This window comes from Mesorhizobium sp. Mes31 (assembly GCF_024519675.1).
Classification (GTDB): domain Bacteria; phylum Pseudomonadota; class Alphaproteobacteria; order Rhizobiales; family Rhizobiaceae; genus Mesorhizobium.
The window spans coordinates 525,594-544,603 of sequence record NZ_JALJRL010000001.1 but is presented as its reverse complement, the minus strand read 5'-3'; the positions used below and the strand labels follow the sequence as shown (position 1 = coordinate 544,603).

General features: G+C 64.1%; 17 protein-coding genes. 7 read left to right on the top strand and 10 right to left on the bottom strand.

What is annotated here, in order from left to right; all coding sequences use genetic code 11:
• Nucleotides 1-2: 2 nt before the first annotated feature.
• From NR193_RS02455 to NR193_RS02440, 4 genes are read right to left on the bottom strand one after another with little or no spacing between them, the layout of a single operon-like run.
• Complete coding sequence (locus NR193_RS02455; protein ID WP_256749285.1) at nucleotides 3-1,166, bottom strand: acyl-CoA dehydrogenase family protein; 1,164 nt, start codon at nucleotides 1,164-1,166, stop codon at nucleotides 3-5.
• 4 nt (nucleotides 1,167-1,170) lie between these two features.
• On the bottom strand, nucleotides 1,171-2,274 hold the full coding sequence (locus tag NR193_RS02450; protein ID WP_091586283.1) for a carnitine 3-dehydrogenase: 1,104 nt from the start codon (nucleotides 2,272-2,274) through the stop codon (nucleotides 1,171-1,173).
• The gene (locus NR193_RS02445; RefSeq protein WP_256749284.1) at nucleotides 2,271-2,900 is read right to left on the bottom strand and encodes an HD domain-containing protein; all 630 of its coding nucleotides are present in this window, start codon (nucleotides 2,898-2,900) and stop codon (nucleotides 2,271-2,273) included. Before NR193_RS02445 ends, NR193_RS02450 begins: the two co-directional genes overlap by 4 nt.
• Nucleotides 2,901-2,916: 16 nt before the next feature.
• Nucleotides 2,917-3,834 carry a 3-keto-5-aminohexanoate cleavage protein gene (locus NR193_RS02440; RefSeq protein WP_256749283.1) on the bottom strand — a complete coding sequence of 306 codons (918 nt, stop codon included), beginning with the start codon at nucleotides 3,832-3,834 and terminating at the stop codon, nucleotides 2,917-2,919.
• Between the two features lie 135 nt (nucleotides 3,835-3,969).
• Here NR193_RS02440 and NR193_RS02435 point away from each other — a divergent pair, with 135 nt between their 5' ends.
• Complete coding sequence (locus NR193_RS02435) at nucleotides 3,970-4,950, top strand: GlxA family transcriptional regulator (protein ID WP_256749282.1); 981 nt, start codon at nucleotides 3,970-3,972, stop codon at nucleotides 4,948-4,950.
• Nucleotides 4,951-5,013: 63 nt separating this feature from the next.
• Here the strand turns inward: NR193_RS02435 and NR193_RS02430 are convergent, their stop codons facing one another.
• Complete coding sequence (locus NR193_RS02430) at nucleotides 5,014-5,223, bottom strand: hypothetical protein (protein WP_256749281.1); 210 nt, start codon at nucleotides 5,221-5,223, stop codon at nucleotides 5,014-5,016.
• Between the two features lie 205 nt (nucleotides 5,224-5,428).
• Nucleotides 5,429-6,754, bottom strand: coding sequence for a xylose isomerase (gene xylA, locus NR193_RS02425; RefSeq protein WP_256749280.1), 1,326 nt, complete (start codon nucleotides 6,752-6,754; stop codon nucleotides 5,429-5,431).
• Nucleotides 6,755-6,866: 112 nt separating this feature from the next.
• Here xylA and NR193_RS02420 point away from each other — a divergent pair, with 112 nt between their 5' ends.
• Nucleotides 6,867-7,229, top strand: coding sequence for a nuclear transport factor 2 family protein (locus NR193_RS02420; RefSeq protein WP_256749279.1), 363 nt, complete (start codon nucleotides 6,867-6,869; stop codon nucleotides 7,227-7,229).
• 32 nt (nucleotides 7,230-7,261) lie between these two features.
• Here NR193_RS02420 and xylB read toward each other — a convergent pair whose 3' ends face one another.
• Nucleotides 7,262-8,716 (bottom strand): xylulokinase, encoded by a 1,455-nt coding sequence (gene xylB, locus NR193_RS02415; protein WP_256749278.1) that lies wholly within the window; start codon nucleotides 8,714-8,716, stop codon nucleotides 7,262-7,264.
• Between the two features lie 82 nt (nucleotides 8,717-8,798).
• Complete coding sequence (locus tag NR193_RS02410; RefSeq protein ID WP_256749277.1) at nucleotides 8,799-10,121, bottom strand: tetratricopeptide repeat protein; 1,323 nt, start codon at nucleotides 10,119-10,121, stop codon at nucleotides 8,799-8,801.
• A gap of 228 nt (nucleotides 10,122-10,349) precedes the next feature.
• Between NR193_RS02410 and NR193_RS02405 the strand changes: the two genes are divergently transcribed.
• Nucleotides 10,350-13,139 (top strand): autotransporter outer membrane beta-barrel domain-containing protein, encoded by a 2,790-nt coding sequence (locus tag NR193_RS02405; RefSeq protein ID WP_256749276.1) that lies wholly within the window; start codon nucleotides 10,350-10,352, stop codon nucleotides 13,137-13,139.
• A gap of 71 nt (nucleotides 13,140-13,210) precedes the next feature.
• On the opposite strand, the gene NR193_RS02400 is transcribed toward NR193_RS02405, so the two are convergent.
• Together NR193_RS02400 and NR193_RS02395 are read right to left on the bottom strand one after the other, a co-directional pair.
• On the bottom strand, nucleotides 13,211-13,834 hold the full coding sequence (locus NR193_RS02400) for a LysE family translocator (protein ID WP_091586265.1): 624 nt from the start codon (nucleotides 13,832-13,834) through the stop codon (nucleotides 13,211-13,213).
• Between the two features lie 157 nt (nucleotides 13,835-13,991).
• Complete coding sequence (locus NR193_RS02395; protein WP_256749275.1) at nucleotides 13,992-14,114, bottom strand: hypothetical protein; 123 nt, start codon at nucleotides 14,112-14,114, stop codon at nucleotides 13,992-13,994.
• A 237-nt stretch (nucleotides 14,115-14,351) separates the two neighbouring features.
• Between NR193_RS02395 and NR193_RS02390 the strand changes: the two genes are divergently transcribed.
• From NR193_RS02390 to NR193_RS02375, 4 genes are all read left to right on the top strand, one after another.
• Nucleotides 14,352-15,119, top strand: coding sequence for a L,D-transpeptidase (locus NR193_RS02390; RefSeq protein WP_256749274.1), 768 nt, complete (start codon nucleotides 14,352-14,354; stop codon nucleotides 15,117-15,119).
• A 187-nt stretch (nucleotides 15,120-15,306) separates the two neighbouring features.
• Nucleotides 15,307-16,473, top strand: coding sequence for a diphosphate--fructose-6-phosphate 1-phosphotransferase (locus NR193_RS02385; RefSeq protein ID WP_256749273.1), 1,167 nt, complete (start codon nucleotides 15,307-15,309; stop codon nucleotides 16,471-16,473).
• Nucleotides 16,473-17,204, top strand: a complete 732-nt coding sequence (locus NR193_RS02380; protein WP_256749272.1) for an MBL fold metallo-hydrolase — start codon at nucleotides 16,473-16,475, stop codon at nucleotides 17,202-17,204. Before NR193_RS02385 ends, NR193_RS02380 begins: the two co-directional genes overlap by 1 nt.
• 229 nt (nucleotides 17,205-17,433) lie before the next feature.
• The gene (locus NR193_RS02375) at nucleotides 17,434-18,954 is read left to right on the top strand and encodes a DegQ family serine endoprotease (protein ID WP_256749271.1); all 1,521 of its coding nucleotides are present in this window, start codon (nucleotides 17,434-17,436) and stop codon (nucleotides 18,952-18,954) included.
• Nucleotides 18,955-19,010 lie beyond the last annotated feature (56 nt).

Sequence of the window (19,010 nt, the reverse complement as noted above, 5' to 3'; positions counted from 1 at the left end):
TATCAGGCTCCAAACGGGCGCAGCAGCGCCCGCGAAATGATGTGGCGCTGGATTTCCGACGTGCCTTCCCAGATGCGCTCGACACGCGCGTCGCGCCAGATGCGCTCCAGCGGCAGATCGTCCATCAGCCCCATGCCGCCATGGATCTGGATCGCCTCGTCGGCGACGAAGGCGAGCATTTCGGTGGCCTTCAGCTTGGCCATGGCCATGTCCTGGTCGGTGACGGTTCCCTGATCGTACTTCCAGCCGGCTTCGAACACCATCAGGTCGGCGGCCTTCAGTTCGGTCGCCATGTCGGCGAGCTTGAACGACACGCCCTGGAATTTGCCGATCTGCTGGCCGAACTGCTGGCGCTGCGCGGCATATTCGACGGCGTGGCCAAGCGCCCGCTCGGCACGGCCGAGACAGGTGGCGCCGACCTGCAAGCGGGTGGCGCCGAGCCAGGAATTGGCAACATCGAAACCCTTGTGCACTTCGCCGAGCACCTGGCTTGCCGGCAAGCGGCAATCGTCGAATTCCAGGATGGCGTTGGTGTAGCCGCGATGCGAAACATTGCGGTAGCCGTCGCGGACGGTAAAACCCTTGGTGCCCTTGTCGACGAAGAAGGCGGTGATCTTCTTGCGTTTTCCACGCGCGGACTCTTCCTCGCCTGACGCCATGAACACGATGGCGAAATCGGCAAGGTCGGCATGGGAGATAAAGTGCTTGGTGCCGTTCAGCACCCAGTCGTCGCCATCCTGCACGGCGGTCGCCTTCATGCCGCGCAGGTCGGAGCCGGCGCCCGGCTCGGTCATCGCCAGGCAGTCCCATTTTTCACCACGGATGCATGGGAAAAGGTATTTCTCGCGCTGCTCCGGCGTGCCGGCCAAAAGGATGTTGGAAGGCCGCGCGACGCAGGTCCAGTGCAGCGCGTAGTTGGCGCGGCCAAGCTCCTTTTCGTAGAGCAGCCAGGTCACTGTATCCAGGCCCGCGCCGCCAACGTCGGCCGGCATGTTGGCGGCGTAGAGCCCGGCCTCGATCGCCTTGGCCTTGAGCTCCTCGATCAGCTCACGGCGCAGCACGCCCGTGCGTTCCACCTCGCGCTCATGCGGATAAAGCTCGTTCTCGACGAAGGCGCGCGTCGTCTCGACAATGAGCCTCTGTTCCTCCGACAGACCGAAATCCATGGTCTCAGCCTTTCTTCTTGCCGGTCTTTTTCTTCGGCTTCTCGGCTTTCTTCACCGGCTTGGAAGCCTTGGCCTTCTCGGCCGCCTTGGAAGCCGTCGGCTTCTTCGCCGCCAGCTTGGCCAACTGCCTGGTGTAGTCCTTGTGCAAGGCGCCGGCGCCCCAGCCCTTGCCCTTGTTCTGCTTGGACAGCGCGTCCATGATCGCGACCAGATTGTCGTCGCGGATTTTTTCCAGCTCGCGGATCGACAGGCCATGCGCCTGGTCGTCCGACTGCGTGGCGATCAGGTCGACCAGCTCGTCGTTGAACTCCGGCACGTCCATCAGCTTGGTCCATGGCCATTTCAGGCACGGGCCGAACTGCGCCATGAAGTGGCGCATGCCGGCCTCGCCGCCGGCGACGCGATAGACCTGGAACATGCCCATCTGCGCCCAGCGCAGGCCGAAGCCATAGCGCATGATGTCGTCGAGTTCCTCGACCGTGCAGATGCCGTCCTTGATCAGCCACAGCGCCTCGCGCCATGCCGCCTCCAGCAGACGGTCACCGACGAAGGCCTCGATCTCCTTGCGGATGACGACAGGCTTCATGCCGATCGAGGCGTAGATCTCCTTGGCGACCTCGATCGCCTCGGGAAAGGTCTGCTCGCCGCCGACGATCTCGACCAGTGGCAGGAGATAGACCGGGTTGAACGGATGGCCGACGACCAGCCGCTCCGGATGCTTCTTCATCGCCACCTGCATGTCGGTCGGCTTGATGCCGGAGGTCGACGAGCCGACAATGGCGTTGGCCGGCGCATGGGCATCGATCTCGGCCAGCACGCGGTGCTTGAGGTCGAGCCGCTCCGGCACGCTTTCCTGGATGAAGTCGGCATCGGCCACCGCCTCGGCGATGGTCTTGGCGAAGGTCAGCTTGCCTTCCTTGGGCAAGCCGCCTGGAACCATCTGCTTGTAGGCGCGGCGTGCGCCCTTCATCACTTCCGAGACCTTGCGCGACGCTTCCGGATCGGGATCGAAGATCGACACGTCAATGCCATTGAGCAGCAGGCGCGCCACCCAGCCGGCGCCGATGACACCGCCGCCGATGGCGGCTGCCTTGTTGATGATGCTCATGCGGAAGCTCCGGTTCTTGTCGTGGCTGTTTGGGGATCTGTCAGAGGCACGCGCTCGCCGGCGCGGATGACCGAGGGGTCGTAGGCCATGCGGGCAAAGACCTCGAGCACGAAGGGCCGGAAGAATTCGATCGGCAGCGTATCGTAGCCGGGGTCGAAGCTCGACTGGTCCCAGCGTTCGCAGAACTGGTCGCAGTCGTCGAAATAGGCATGGCCGGCAAAACGGTCGCGGGCATGGCGATTGCCGCCAAGATGATGGGCGTAGTAGAGGCGCTGGAAGTCGCCGTGCTTCTCCACCACCCAGGTGCATTGCTCGCGCACGAAGGGTTTCAGGATCGAAGCGGCGTATTCGTCGTGATTGTAGGGCGCGTAGATGTCGCCGATGTCATGCAGCAGCGCGCAGGCGATCCAGTCGGTGTCGGCGCCGTCGCGCCAGGCGCGCGTCGCCGCCTGCAGCGAATGGCCGAGCCGGGTGATCTTGTAGCCCGACAGGCCCTCGTCCAACTGCACCAGCGCGTCGAGCAGCCGCTCACCGGTCCTGGCCGCATAGTCGATTTCATGGGCGGTCAGGAACTCATAGTCGTCCCTGTCGCCATCCTTCATCGCGGTGAACTTGACGGTTGTCATCTGCGACTCCCCCCAATTATGCAGCTATCGGTGCCCGCTTGGTCAGGTTCAGCTTCTTGCGCACATCCTCTGGCCCGAGGATCCTGGCGCCCAGATTGGTGACGATGCTGGCGGCGCGCTCGACCAGTTGCGCGTTGGTCGCCAGCACGCCCTTGTCGAGCCACAGATTGTCTTCGAGGCCGACGCGGACATTGCCGCCGGCCAGCACCGCCGCGGCGGCATAGGCCATCTGGTTGCGGCCGATGGCGAAGGCCGACCAGTTCCAGGTCGACGGCACATTGTTGACCATGGCCATGAAGGTGTTGAGGTCGTCAGGCGCACCCCACGGCACGCCCATGCAGAGCTGCACCAGCGCATCGGGATTGAGCACCTTTTCCTCGACCAGCTGCTTGGCGAACCACAGATGGCCGGTGTCGAAAGCCTCGATCTCCGGCTTGACGCCGAGCGCCGTCATCATGCCGCCCATGGCGCGCAGCATGCCGGGCGTGTTGGTCATCACATAGTCGGCTTCGGCGAAGTTCATGGTGCCGCAGTCGAGCGTGCAGATTTCCGGCAGGCACTGGCGTACATGTTCCATGCGGTTGGTGGCGCCGCCCATGTCGGTGCCTTTTTCGTTGAGCGGCAGCGGCGCCTCGGGCGAGCCGAACACCATGTCGCCGCCCATGCCGGCGGTCAGGTTCAGGATGACGTCGACGTCTGCCGCGCGGATGCGCTCGGTCACTTCGCGGTAGAGATGCACGTCGCGCCGCGGCTTGCCGGTTTCGGGATCGCGGACATGGCAGTGGACGATCGCGGCGCCCGCCTTGGCCGCGTCGATGGCCGAATCGGCGATCTGCTTGGGTGAGCGTGGCACATGCGGGCTGCGATCCTGCGAGCCGCCGGACCCGGTCACGGCACAGGTAATGAAAACCTCACGGTTCATCGCGAGCGGCATCGAAAATCCTCCCAATCGAGATAGCCATGCATGTCGCCCAAAAGTGGGAAACCGGTTTTGGGGTAACGACATGCACCAGAACGAGCCAACAATGACTGACTTGCCGGAAACTGTTTTGCGTTTTACGAAGCTCTCATGATCAAAAGCGAAAAGCCGACAATCTTTCGCGCCGAGCGCTCGCCACTCAAGGTGACGCTGCTGGTGTTTTCCGGCTCGTCCATCATGTGCGTTGCGTCGGCCGTCGACCCGCTGCGCGCCGCCAACCGCATTTCCGGCGAGACCTTGTTCGATTTCAAACTGGTCTCGGTGACCGGCGAGGCTCCGGTCACCACTTGCGGCCTGCCAGTGGCGGTCAGTGGCCGTTTCGATGCGACCGAGCCAACCGATGTTCTTGTCGTCGTCGCCGGTTTCGGCACCCAGAATTATGCGACCTCGACTCTTCTGTCGGGCCTGCGCCGCGCCGCGCGCGCAGCACGCGCGTGCGGCGGCGTCGAGGCCGGCACCTGGCTGGTGGCGCGTGCTGGCCTGCTGGAAGGGCGCAGCGCCACCACCCACTGGGAAGACATGGAGGATTTTTCGTCGGCCTTTCCCGGCGTCGATGTCCGTCCCGACCGCTATGTCATCGACGGGCCTGTCTTTACCTCGGGCGGCGCTTCGCCGACCTTCGACCTGATGCTGCACCTCATTCGCACGCGGCTCGGCATGGCCGTCGCGCTGGATGTCGCCAGCGTCTTCATCTACGACCAGGCCCGAGCCGCGACGGACGCGCAGCCGCTGGTGTCGCTCGGCCGGCTCGACGGCTATGATCCGCGGCTGGCGCAAGCCATCCGGCTGATGGAAGCGCATGTCGACCAGCCGCTCACCATAGAAGCGGTGGCCAAGCGTGCCGGCGTGACGGCGCGGACGCTGGAGAGCATCTTTCGTAAGTCGATCGGCGAGACGCCGGGCGCCTATTATCTCAGGCTGCGCCTGGGAGCGGCGCGCAGGCTGGTGGTCGACACCAGAGTGGCGATGGCCGATATTGCCGGGCGGACCGGATTTTCGTCCGCCGCGGCGTTTTCGAGGGCTTTTTCACGGGCTTTCGGCGAAGCGCCGGTCAGGCTGCGCCGGGGCTGATATGCATGTCGCCCAAAAGTGTATTGCGGTTTTGGGGCAACGACATGCACAAAATCGGCAGGATCAGGCCGCGTTCCGGCGGTCCGAGCCAGCGTCGATCTGCGAACGCATCTGTCTGGCAAGATGGGTCTCAAAACGGCTGGCTACGGCGCGGTCCCATTCGTTCGAGCGGCGCGTACCATCTTTCGGATGCGGCATTGCCATCAGCCTGTCGATGATCGATCCGGCCTCGCCCGGTGAAAGCAGGGCGTCGATTTCACGTTCGTTCTGCATATCGGTTCGCCTCCTTCTTCCTCTCCGCCACGCAGCATCCTTATAGGAGATACGTGACGGCAGTTTGAAGGCAGGAGCGAGGTCATTGAAGGGCGGCAAAGGGCAGAACCTTGTCGTCCGATACGGCCTCGCGCAAACCCGTTCCAGGGCGGCAGGGTGTGTCATCCCAGCCGCCCTTAGAACAGTCCGAAACGGCTTTCCGCTCTCAGACGTAGCGGTTGACGATATTTTCCAGCAGCTCCTGGCGACCCGACCTTGGCTGCGGCTCGATCTTCTTCTTGACGACGCGCTCGGCGATTTCTTCCAGCGTCCGCTTGCCGGACAGCATCGCCTTGCCCTCGGCCGTGCTCCAGCCGGCATAACGTTCGGCCAGCGGGCTCGACAGCGCCTTGTCCTCGACCATGCGAGCGGCGGCCTTGAGGCCACGCGCGCACGAATCCATGCCGCCGATATGGCCGATCAGCAGGTCCTGCGGATCGAGCGACTGGCGGCGCAGCTTGGCGTCGAAATTGGTGCCGCCGGTCTTGAAGCCGCCGGCCTGCAGGACCTGATAGTAGGCCAGCGCCATCTCCGGCACGTTGTTGGGGAACTGGTCGGTATCCCAGCCCGACTGATAGTCGTTGCGGTTCATGTCGATCGAGCCGAAAATGCCGAGCGCATTGGCCAGCGCCAGCTCGTGCTCGAAGGAATGACCGGCCAGGATGGCGTGGCCCTGCTCGATGTTGACCTTGACTTCCTTCTCCAGCCCGAAGCGCTTGAGGAAGCCATAGACCGTGGCGACATCGTAATCGTACTGGTGCTTGGTCGGCTCCTGCGGCTTCGGCTCGATCAGGATCGTGCCCTTGAAGCCGATCTTGTGCTTGTAGTCGACGACGAGGCTGAGGAAGCGGCCGGCCTGCTCCTGCTCGCGGGCCAGGTCGGTGTTGAGCAGCGTCTCGTAGCCCTCGCGACCGCCCCACAGCACATAGTTCTCGCCCTTCAGCCGCTTGGTGGTGTCCAGGCAGTGCTTCACCGTCGCCGCCGCATAGGCAAACACATCCGGGTCGGGGTTGGTGGCGGCACCCGACATGAAGCGGCGATTGGAGAACAGGTTCGCCGTGCCCCATAGGAGCTTGACGCCGGTCTGCTTCATCTTTCCGGCGAAATAATCGGCGATCTCATCGAGGCGCGCCGCACTTTCGGAAAAATCCTTGCCCTCCGGCCGGACATCGGCATCGTGGAAGCAGAAATAGGGCGTGCCGAGCAGCGAGAACATCTCGAAGGCGACGTCGGCCTTGAGCTTGGCCAGTTCCATCGTGTCGACGCCTCCGGCCTTGGGGAACCAGGGGCGATCGAAGGTCTGGCCGCCGAACGGATCGCCGCCCGGCCAGGCAAAGGAATGCCAGTAGGCGACGGCAAAGCGCAAATGATCTTCCAGCCGCTTGCCGGCGACAACCTCATCCGGATTGTAGAACCGGTAGGCGAGCGGATTGGTCGAATCCGGACCCTCGTATTTGATCTTCTGGATGTCGCCGAAAAATCCGCTGCTCATTGGCTTTCTTCCTCTCGAATAGTTCGCCTTGATTACCTCAGGCGTAATTGGTTTCGTTCTTCCGCCGGTCGAAAAGGCTCATGTCAAAGCCAGCCAACAAAGGAGACAGACCATGACCGACCTCAACAAGATTGCCGAAGGCTACATCACCGCCTGGAACGAGAGCGACGCGGATCGCCGCGCAGCCCTGCTCGAGGCGATTTTCACCGAAGACGTCAGCTATCGCGATCCGCTGATGCAGGGCGATGGCCATGCGGGTGTCGCGGCACTCATCGACGGCGTGCAGCAGCGCTTTGCCGGCTTCCGCTTCTCGCTGAAGGGCACGCCCGATGGTTTCGCCGACAAGATCCGCTTCTCCTGGAATCTCGGCCCGGAAGGCATCCCTTCCGTCATCGAAGGCACCGACATCGGCGTCATCGAGAATGGCCGGCTGAAGAGCGTCACCGGCTTTCTCGACAAGGTGCCCGCACAGTGAGCTGGCAAGCCGCGGCGTGGGGGAGAAATCGCTCACGCCGTGACACTCTTGATTGCCGGGTATAGCGCCCGGTAGCGGTGATAGGCATCCGCGTAGGCCGCGCCGAGCGCGGCGTCCGGCTCGATCGTCGCATCGGTCGCGGGCGCCGTGCAGACGCTGAGCGGATCGGCGCCTGTCGCCGCGATCAGGCCGAGCCTGGCCGCGCCAAAGGCGGCGCCGAAATCGCCGTCGGCGGGAATGTCGACCGGCAGGCCAAGCGCGGTGGCGATCGCCTTCAGCCAGTAGCGTGAGCGCGAGCCGCCACCGATCGCCGTCACCCGCGTCAATGTCGTGCCGGCCTTGGCCAGCGCTTCGAGGCTGTCGCGGAAGGCGAAGGCAACGCCTTCCAGTACCGCCTGGGTCAGCACCGCGCGGCTCGATTCATGCGCCAGTCCGGTGAACGCGCCGCGAACGGCGGAATCATTGTAGGGCGTGCGCTCGCCCGACAGATAGGGCAGGAACGACACGCCACTCGGCGCCTTCAACGTACCGCCGAGCTCGGCGGTCAGTTCGCCGGCGCCCTTGCCCGTGATCTCCGATAGCCAGTTCAGCGAATCCGTCGCCGACAGGATGACGCCCATCTGGTGCCAGGTGTCGGGCAGGGCATGGCAGAAGGTATGCACCGCGCTCGCCGGGTTGGGCAGGTAGGAAGCATTGGCGGCAAACAAAACACCCGATGTGCCGAGCGAGACAAAGGCCTGGCCGGCGCCGACCGTGCCCATGCCGCAGGCCGAGGCGGCATTGTCGCCGGCGCCGCCGGCAATCGGAATGCCGGCCTGCAGGCCCCATTTCGAAGCCAACTCGGCGCGCAAGGCACCGGCCTTCTGCGTGCCCTCGACCAGCGACGGCATCTGCCTTTCGTCGAGCGATGTCGCCGCGAGCAATTCGGCCGACCAGCGCCGTTCGCCGACGTCGAGCCAGGAGGTGCCGGCCGAATCCGACATTTCCGAAATGTGCTCGCCCGAAAGCCAGAGCCGCAGGAAATCCTTGGGCAGCAAGACCTTCGCCACCTTGGCGAAAATGGCGGGCTCGTTGTTCTTCACCCAGGCCAGCTTCGGCGCCGTGAAACCGGGAAAGACGATGTTGCCGGTCAACGCGCGAAAACGCGGGTTGGCGTCGAGGGCAGCTGCCTCCGCATGGCTGCGCGTATCGTTCCACAGGATGCAAGGGCGCAGCACCCGGTCTGCCGCGTCAAGCAGGGTCGCGCCATGCATGTGACCGGAAAGGCCGATGCCTTTGACGGCGGAGAGTTGTTGCGGATAGCCGGCCCTCAGCGCGGAGATCGCCTCTTCACAGGCGCGAATCCAATCGGCGGGATCCTGTTCCGACCAGCCGGGATGCGGCCGCGACACATCGAGCGACGCATGGCCGGAGCCGACGACGGTTTGCCCGGCATCGATGAGCAGCGCCTTGACGCCCGATGTACCGAGATCGAGCCCGAGATACATGTCTTCCTCCCCATGCCATTAATTTTTTCGGATCTCGAAAAAATCTGGCTTGGCCAGTTTTTAAGACAAGATCCGCTTCCGGTCAATTCTCCGACAAATCGGCTGCACGACGCGAAAGCAACGCGGATAGCGGACTGTCGGGTCGAGCCATCGAACGTTCTGCGGTAAGCGCCTTGGCCAGCGCGCCGTCGCCGGCCCGCAAGGCCGCCTCGATCAGCGTCAGGTCGATGACGTCGCGTTGCGCGTGGCTGCCGCCGAAACGATGGGCGATCGCCCGGATCGGCCGGATCAGGCGCATGGTCTCGGTGTAGTTTCCGTCGCCGAATGCCTTGATGGCGAGTGTCAGCGGGTGGCCGACATCCCGGGTGAACGCGACGTTGTCATCGTTACCGCGCATGGCCTCGCGTTGCGCCTCGAGCAAGGTCTGAGCCGGGGCGTCGAGGCCGGCGCCGACAAAGGCCATCATCGCGTGGGCATCGTTGAAGGCATAGTTGCCGGCGCCGGCCTTGCGCCAGTTGGCGGCGATCGCTGCCCAGCGGTCGCTGACATCGATGCCGCCGAGATAGAGCCGCCACAGGATCGCCGACGCATCGACCATGTTGAGGGCCAGTGTCGATCGCTCGGCGTAGATCGGGCCGTCATAGAGCGCCAGCACCTCGTCGATCTCGCCGAGGTCATAGTGGAACAGCGCCAGATGCCACCAATTGTGCACCTGCAGGAAGCTTTCCTTCGTCCATGCTTCAGGATTGGCGCGCATCCAGGCGATGCCATCCCTTTGCCGGCTTTGCATCTCCATGACGTGGGCGACGGCGTGCTGCGCCCAGCCGTCGCGCGGCTCGATGTCTACGGCAGTGCGGCCAAGCATCTCGGCCCGCGCATAGTCGCCCATTTCCTCCAGCCCGAACGCCTGCATGCCGAGGATGGCGTGGTAGCCGGGCATGCCGCTCTGCCAGGACGGCAGGGCGCGGGCGATGCGGTCGCGCAACATGCGGGCATTGCCGGTGAAGAAATCGATCTGGTGGCCGACCTGCAGCGCCAGCGCGTCGCGCGGGTTCTCGATGGCAATGTCCTCGAGAATGCTGCCGGCATCATGCCAGCGTCCATTGGCGAGGTGGCCAAGGGCCGAGACATGCGCCTGCTCGTGCGCTGTCGCGGTAAGCGGCAGCGCCGCCTGATGGCAAGCCATGGCCACCGCCGTTGCCTCTCGCTCGGTGGCGAGGCCGAAGAGATAACCCTTGAACACATGCGCCATGACGAAGCCGGGATCCTCGACGATAGCACGATCGACGGAGGCGACCGGATCGCCGACGAAGCACTGCAATTCATGGACAGCCTGGCTGTAGGTTGAAAAACCTGCCTCTGTCGCGCCCGAAAATGTCAGGCCGAATGGATCCCTGATTGCCATGCAATGTCCTCCGGTCCGCCTATGATCGACCCTTCGAACCCTGGGTCCAAAGCGATCTTAAAGCATGGGCCACGGACGCGCCAACCATGCGTTGCGCTGGTCTAGTTGAGTAGTTTTCGTAGTTCATCAACCATGGGGTGAAGATTAGGCTTTGTAAAATCGGACAGATTGTGGCTTCATTGCGGCGCGGGTAAGGGGCTTGAAAATCGCGATCTGAGAGGGGACGCGATGTGGCTCTTTGAAATAGAGCTTCCGGGCAGCCGTTCGGAAGAGCCGGGTGAAACGATTGCTTTGTTGCGGCAAAGGCCGTGTCAAATCCATCCATGGTTTATTAGTTTTCTTGCAACTACAGCACTTGCGTTGCTACCCAATTCCGCGGCCTTGGCAGCATGCGTTCTGGTTCCGTCTCCTGGAAATGACACCTTCACTTGCGATAGTGGCGATTCAGGCGGCAGCCTCACCGATACCGGCGGCGACAACACGCTGAATTTTCCCGCTGGCGGCACCGGGCAGGTAAGCGGCAATGTCACCTTTGGCGTCGGCACGGACCGTATCAACATGCAGTCCGGCACCATCACCGGCACTGTCGATCAGGGCGGCGGCACGGACTTCTTCACCATCGGCGCCGGCGCTGTCGCGGGCAATGTCCAGCAGGGCGCCGGCATCGACGACTTCAACATGAGCGGTGGTCAGATCGGTTCGCTCAACCAAGGCGACGGCCTGGACACGTTCACCATGACGGGCGGCCGCATCGTCGACTTCTTCGACGATGGCGATCACGCCGTGATGACCGGTGGCCGCATCGGCCGCGTCAACATGAAGCTCGACAAGAACTATTTCAACATGTCCGCCGGCACGATCGACCGCAATCTCGTTACCGGCTTCGACGAGGACACGATCATCCTATCGGGCGGCACGATCGGCGGCAACATCAGCGTCAGCGGCGGAAACGACAGCGTGACGATTACCGGCGGCACGGTCGGCGGCGACGTGCTGATGAGCTTTGGCGCCGACAACTTCGTCTGGAACGGCGGCGGCATCATATACGGCGCTGTCGACCTCGGCGGTGACAACGATACCGCCAAGCTCAGCAACCTCACCAATGCCAATCTCGGCGCCGTCGACACGCTCAACGGCGCCCTTGGCGCCGACACGCTGACCTTCGACAACGTCAAGCTGGAGGGGATCGCCAGGGTCCAGAATTGGGAGACGATCAACGCCACCAACGACACCCAATTGATGTTGGATGGCAACCTGGTGCTCGGCGACGGCGGTACGGGCACCGGATCGCTCAGTGTCGATCAGGCGAGCACGCTCTACGGCGGCGGCTTCAATGCCTCGATCCAGGCCTTTACGGCGGGCCGGCTGGCGCAGGTCTCCAATGCCGGGCGCATCGACCTGACCAATGGCGGCACCGGCGCCAGCGACCGGCTGACGATTTCCGGCAACTATACAGGGCTCGGCGGGCTGCTGCTCATCCAGACCGAACTTGGCGATGATTCGTCCGCTTCCGACAGGCTGGTCCTGTCGGGAGGAACGGCCTCCGGCTCGACCGGCATCGGAGTGGTCAATGTCGGCGGCGCAGGCGCCGAGACCACGGCGGACGGCATCATGGTCATCCAGGCGATCAACGGTGCCACATCCAGCGCCAACGCTTTTGCCCTCGACGCGCCGGTCGCCGCAGGCGCCTTCGAATATTATCTGTTCAAGGGCGGCGTCAGCGCCGGCAGCGGGGAGAACTGGTATCTGCGCTCGACGCTGATAACGCCGACGTCGCCGGCGGCGGCGCCGGCGCCGCTGGAGCCCGCCCCGCAGCCGGAACCGGTACCGCCCGCGGTCGAGCCGCCGCCCCCGCCGCCATCCGACCTGCCGCCAACGCCGCCGCCGACCGAGGGCGACATCAACAACCCGCCGGTCGACCCCACACCGCCGGTGCAGGCCAGCGACCCGGAACCCGAGCCGCCGCCTCCGCCGCCGCCGGCACCGGCCGCGGATCCGCCACCGCCGCCACCGGTGGTGCCGACTGAGGTGCCTGGCCTGCCGACGCCGGCCGCGGGTGAGGAAATCCTGCTCTATCGTATCGAGGTGCCGGTCTATTCGGCCTTGCCGCCAGTGGCCGGACATCTGGCGATGACGACGCTCGGCACTTTCCATGAACGGCGCGGCGAGCAGAGCCTGTTGTCGAACACGGAATTGTCACCGGTCTGGGGCCGCATCTTCGGCCAGGACACCAAGATGGCCTGGTCGGGAACGGTATCGCCGTCCTTCGACGGCACTCTGTTCGGCTTCCAGGGCGGCTTCGACGTGTTCGGCCGGGAAACCAGCTCCGGTTCGATCGATCGCGCCGGCCTTTTCATTGCCTATGCCAGCATGAATGGGGACGTGCGCGGCCAGGCGCTGGGGCAGGATAATCTGTCCGTCGGCGGTATCGACCTCAGCGGCACCAGCGTTGGCGGTTACTGGACCCGTATCGGCCAGGGCGGCTGGTACCTGGACGGCGTGGTCATGGCCACCTTCTTCGGCGGCAACGCCACGTCGTCGCGCGACATCGGCATCGACATCGGCGGAACCGGCATCACCGCTTCGCTTGAGGGGGGCTATCCCATTGCCCTATCGCAAGGCTGGACGCTTGAACCCCAGGCGCAACTGGTCTGGCAGCATTTGTCGCTCGACGACACCTCGGACCGCTTCTCGTCGGTTTCCTTCGATTCCCACAACAGTGTCACAGGTCGGCTGGGCGTGCGGCTACAAGGCGAGACCACGATCACAGGCATGGCGCTGCAGCCTTACCTGAAGGCCAACATCTGGCACGATTTCGGCGGCACCGAGCGTGTCAGCTTCGACACGACGGACATCTCGACCGAAGGCAGGTCGACCTCGTTGGAGTTCGGCGGCGGCGTCGTCGCCAAGGTGACCGACAAGGTCAGCATCTTTGCCACCGGCGGCTACACCACCAATCTCGGCGGCGACAAGCGCCGCATTCTCGAGGGCAATCTCGGCTTCAGCGCCAAGTGGTGAGGCATGTGAACCTGCGGCACCGCGCATCCTTCAGGGCTCGCGGTGCTGTAACGTCCTGGATTTACCGGCCCTCAATTGCCTGAACGCATCGCCACCGTGGCGATGCCGGCGCCGACCAGCAGCGTGCCGCCGGTGCGGTTGAAGATGCGGATCGCCTTGGGGTTGCGCACGACATTGCGCGCCCGCGCCGCGATCAGCGCATAGCCGAAGGCATTGGCGAAGGCGAGCGCCAGGAAGGTCGTCTCGAAGATCAGCATCTGCGTCCAGAAATCGGCGTGCCGGTCGAGAAACTGCGGCAGGAAGGCGACGAAGAAGGTGATGCTTTTCGGGTTGAGCGCCGTGACCAGCCAGGCATGCGCCATCATCCTGGCCGAGGACACGACGTCGGTGCGCGGTTCTGCTTTCAGCGCGCCGCCGGCGCGGAACAGTTTCACACCGAGATAAATCAGATAGCCGGCGCCGATCAGCTTCAGGATCGTGAAGACGGTCGCCGAAGCGGCCAGCAGCGCGCCGATGCCAAGCATAGACAGCGTCATCGCGGTGAAGTCGCCCAGTGCCACGCCGACCGCCATCGGCAATGCGGTGCGCCAGCCCTGGCCCAGCGCATAGGACACCACCAGCAGGATGGTCGGGCCCGGAATGATGAGAAGTATCGTCGATGCGGCGGCGAAGGCGGCCCAGTTTTCGAAGGACATGCTCGTCTCCCTTGAGCTCAAAGAAGAGGATAAATCCTTGTGTCCGGGAGAATGTAAAGAGGCTGGTTTTTTGTTTTTACGCAATTCCGGACGGAAAACCGCGATGCACTTTTCCTGGAATTGCTACCACATCAATTTTTCCAGCGGCAGGTCGGTGTCAGTTCGCGCCGCTCAGCGTGCTCGCGATATCGGCCAGGCTGACATTGGCACCGAGAACTGTTGCTGCCGCGGCAATGGCAGCGGCAAAAGGCTTGATGTCGGTTTTCAAGGTCTCGCACATGCCTACCCCTCGTTAGCATTCGGGGGGTAGGAAATGCCGGGGCCGGGAATATGACCTGATGGAGGTCTTTTTGTGCGGCAGTCCTTGGCTGATGCCCCGGCGGAAGGCAGGAAGCCGGCAAGGCGGCCCGCAAACGCGGGCGACACAAGGTCTTCACGCTTTATCAACCATGAATGATGAAAATGCCTGCTATCCGGCCGGACCGTGCTTCCCGCCGACAGCGTAGGGTTTGGGTATATGCGTGAGTTGCCGCAAGGTCTGACGCCGCCGCGAAACGGCGACGCAATCGAAACCGATCATCACCTTTCCCGCCGTGCCGTCCTGTCCGGAGCAGGGGCGTTGGCCTTGCTCAGTGCTGCCGGCTGCTCGACCTCGGGCGGCGGCCTGCCGGCGCTGGAACTGGATGATGTCACCACCGGCTCGGTGCGGCCGATCCGGCCAAGCATCAGTGTCGACAAGAACATCACCAGCCCGGACGTCATGTACGCGTCCATGACCGATGGCGGCTTTAACCTGCCGGAAGTTCCCTATCTCAAGGTCAAGCCGGAATTCCGCCGCCAGATCGTCGTCGACACGACAGGCGAAGCGCCCGGCACCATCGTCGTCCATCTGCAGGAGCGCATGCTCTATCTCGTCCAGCCGGGTGGCGACGCCATCCGCTACGGCGTCGGCATCGGCAAGGACGGCTTCCGCTGGTCCGGTCGCGCCAACATCCAGTACGGCAGGGAATGGCCGACCTGGACGCCGCCGCCGGAAATGATCGCCCGCAAGCCGGAACTGGTGAAGTGGCAGGCCGGGCAACCCGGCGGCCTCACCAACCCGCTTGGCGCGCGCGCCCTCTACATCTATCAGGACGGCAAGGACACCGGCTACCGCATCCACGGCTCGCCCGAATGGTGGAGCATCGGCCAGGCCATGTCGTCGGGCTGCGTGCGCCTGATCAACCAGGACATCATCGATCTCTACAGCCGCGTCTCCAAGAAAAACCCGGTCGTTGTCGTCTGATCCTGTCGGCCCCCCGCGCGGCCGCCTCGTCTCTCTGTTTGAGCCCGATCTCTCGTGAAAGCCGGCTGCCAGCCTCGGGTCAGGCCCGACGGCAGGCTTTTCGGGACCATGCTCCGGTTCTCCCGTTGCGCGATGGCGAAAGACAGGCGAATGTGCCTGCGAATCCAGCGCTCGGGAGACGTCAGGAATGGCCGGAACTTTTGTTATCGCGCAGGGCGGCGGTCCGACCGCCGTCATCAACCAGACCGTTGTCGGGGCGACGCTCGAGATCCGCAAGCGGCATCCCGGCGCCAAGGTCCTGGGCTCGATCCACGGTGTGCGCGGCATCCGTGACGGCAACTATGTCGACCTCTCCGCCATTCCCGAGGATCGGCTGCGGCTGATTGCCGGAACGCCAAGTGCGGCCCTTGGCTCGACGCGCGACAAGCCGGACGCGGCCTATTGCGACGTCATCCTCAACGGATTGAAGAAGGCCGGCGCCGATGCCTTCATCTATATCGGCGGCAACGACACGTCGGGCACGCAGCAAATCCTGACCGATGCCGCCGGCGGCCAAATCGCCTTTGTCCATGCGCCGAAAACCATCGACAATGATCTCGAGGAGAACGACCACACGCCGGGCTTCATTTCGGCGGCCGAGTTCGTCGCTGGCGCCTTCCTGTCCGTCGACCTCGATTTTCGAGCTCTGCCCGGCATCTATGTCGGCATCGTCATGGGCCGGCATGCCGGCTTCCTCACCGCTGCGGCCGCGGCCTGGCAACTCGACCAGGACAGCGGGCCGCATCTTGTCTATGTGCCCGAGCGTCCGTTCTCGGCCGCCGGCTTCATCGACGACGTGCGCGCCACGCTCGACCGCCACAAGCGCTGCATCGTCGCCGTGTCCGAAGGTGTCAGCACAGCCGACGGCAAGGCGCTGGTCGAAAGCCTGGTGCCGCCCGACAAGCTGGAACGCGACGCGCATGGCAACGTCAAGCTCTCGGGCAGCGACCTGCCGGCGGCACTCGAGCGGGCGCTGGCCGAGGGCCTGCCGGGCAAGCGGGCCCGTGTCGATGCGCTCGGCTATATGCCGCGCGGCTATGTCGGCGCCATCAGCGCGGTCGACGCGCGGGAGGCCTTCGACGCCGGCGCTTTCGCCGTCACCGTCGCCGAACAGGGCGGCGGCTCGGTGGCGCTGCAATATGACGGTAGCAAAACGGTGCTGAAGAAAGTGCCGTTGAAGAACGTTGCCGGCAAGACCCGCCACATGCCGGACGATTTCATGCAGCCCGATGTCAATCAGCTGTCCGATGCGGGCATGGCCTACCTCAAGCGGCTGGTGCCGGAAAAATACAAGATCGGGAAGCCGTTCGTCTGATGCCGGGCTCAGACCCCGACTGGTTCAGCAAGAGCATCGTCGACGACAAGACGACGATGCTGACCGAGCCGTTCGTGCATGCCTATGTGCGCGCCAACATCTGGCACCTGCGCGGCCGCGACGCCGACCTTTTGGTCGATACGGGCATGGGCATCCGCCCGCTGGCGCCGGAAATCGAGACGCCGCAGGGTAAGCCGCTTCTGGTCGTCGCCACCCACATCCATCTCGACCATGTAGGCTCGTTGCACGAATTCCCGTGGCGGGCGGGGCCGAGGATGAGTGCGGCGCAGTTCGAAAGCATGGATGAGGCTGCGACCTACGCCTACATGTTCCACGATCTCGAAGGTGCCGTTTCGAAACTGCCGGCACCGGGTTGGAGAGCCGCCGATTACAAGATTCCGTCCGCGCCCTTGACACGGATCCTGGACGAAGGCGACGTGGTCGATCTCGGCGACCGCCAGTTCCGTGTGCTGCACCTGCCCGGACATTCGCCGGATTCGATCGCGCTGTTCGACGAGGCCGACGGCCTGTTTTTCAGCGGCGACGCCATCTACGACGACAGGCTGATCGACGACCTGCCGGATTCCGACCGCACCGCCTATCGCCACACGATGCGGCGCCTGCTCGACCTGCCGATTCGCATCGGCCATGGCGGCCACGGGCCGAGCTTCGATGGCAGACGCATGCGCGACATCGCCACCGCGTATCTCGGGCAAACCGGCGGGATCTGATGCCCGGCAGAGCAGAGAACCAGCCACCGTCCGGAAATTAAATCTTCGTAAGGTCGCCCGAAAACCCTAAATCGGGCCAATCTGCGTCCTAGATGCAGGGTTGTCGATCCGGTCGGCTGCCATGCTAGGCGAGACGGGCAATCGCGACCCTCGACACGCCGGATGACCGGATTTCCCTGCATGGGAAGCGGTCGCGGCGCCGGATCAACTCTCGCCCGGACAAACGACCATGTCAGATATCCTTCGCAGACATCGCGTCGCGGCCTTGCTGGGCGCTGCGCTGATCATATCCCCCTTCGTCGTGTCTTTCGCCCAAAGTGCGGGCAACACCGTTCCGACAACCCAGACACCTGTCGCCGGCATCACCGCGCCCAACGGCTCGTTCGCCCCCATCGTGGCGGCCGACAAGCCGGCGGTGGTGACGATTACCACCGTCATGAAAGCACCGCCGGCAAGTGCCGATGACAGCACACCTCTCGGCAACTCGCCGTTCGATGACTATTTCCGCCAGTTCTTCGGTGACCAGGGCATGCCGGCCCCACGCACGCCGCCGCAGCAGCAGGCGCAACGCGCCGAGGCGCTCGGCTCCGGCTTCATCGTTGCCGCCGACGGCACCATCGTCACCAACAACCACGTCGTCGATGGCGCGTCTTCGATCAAGGTGACGCTCGACGATGGTACTGAACTTCCGGCCAAGCTCGTCGGCAGCGACGCCAAGAACGATCTCGCCGTGCTGAAGATCAAGGCCGACAAGCCGTTGCCGACGGTCAAATGGGGTGACTCCGACAAGCTGATGACCGGCGACCAGGTGCTGGCGATCGGCAATCCGTTCGGCATCGGCACCACGGTGACGGCAGGCATCGTTTCGGCACGCGGCCGCGATCTGCACAGCGGACCGTTTGATGATTTCATCCAGATCGATGCTCCGATCAACCATGGCAATTCCGGCGGTCCGCTGGTCGATGTGAACGGCAATGTCGTCGGCATCAACGCGGCGATCTATTCGCCCAATGGCGGCAGCGTCGGCGTCGGTTTCGCCATTCCATCCGACCAGGCCCAGAAGGTGGTTGCCAAGCTGGAGAAGGGCGGCTCGATCCAGTACGGCTATCTCGGTGTCGAAATCCAGCCGGTGACCCCGGATGTGGCGAGCGCCATCGGCCTCGACCATCCTGGCGGGGCACTGGTTTCGCAGGTCAATGATGGCTCGCCGGCCGCCAGGGCCGGCGTCGAGACCGGCGACGTCATCACCGGCTTTGCCGGACAGGACGTGAAGGATCCAAAGGACCTGTCGCGGGCCGTCGCCGACGTCGCACCCGGCGCCAGGGAGCCACTCGAGGTCTGGCGCAAGGGCAAGGCGGTGCAGATTTCCGTCGATGTCGGCCAAAACAGCGATGATGTGAAGACGGCGTCGGTGACCGACGGCTCCGGTGCGCCCGGGCAAGGCAATCGGGCTCCCGCGATCGGCCTCGGCCTGATGGACATCACGCCCGACATTCGCCAGCAGCTGAACCTCGCCGACAACCAGCGCGGCGCGGTGGTTGCCAGCGTCAGTCCCGACAAGGCGGCCGCGGCGTCCGGTATCGAGCCCGGCGACCTCATCGTTGCCGTCAATCAGGTGCCGGTGAAGAACGCCAGGCAGGTCACCCAGGCGATTGCCCAGGCCGGCAAGTCCGGCAGGAAATCGGTGCTGTTGCTGGTGGAGCGCGACGGTGGCCAGATTTATGTCGCGGTGCCATTTGCCAATGGCTGACATGGGTCGCTGAACTGGGCGCAGGATCGGCAGGCTCGTCGGACCAGCGACGAACC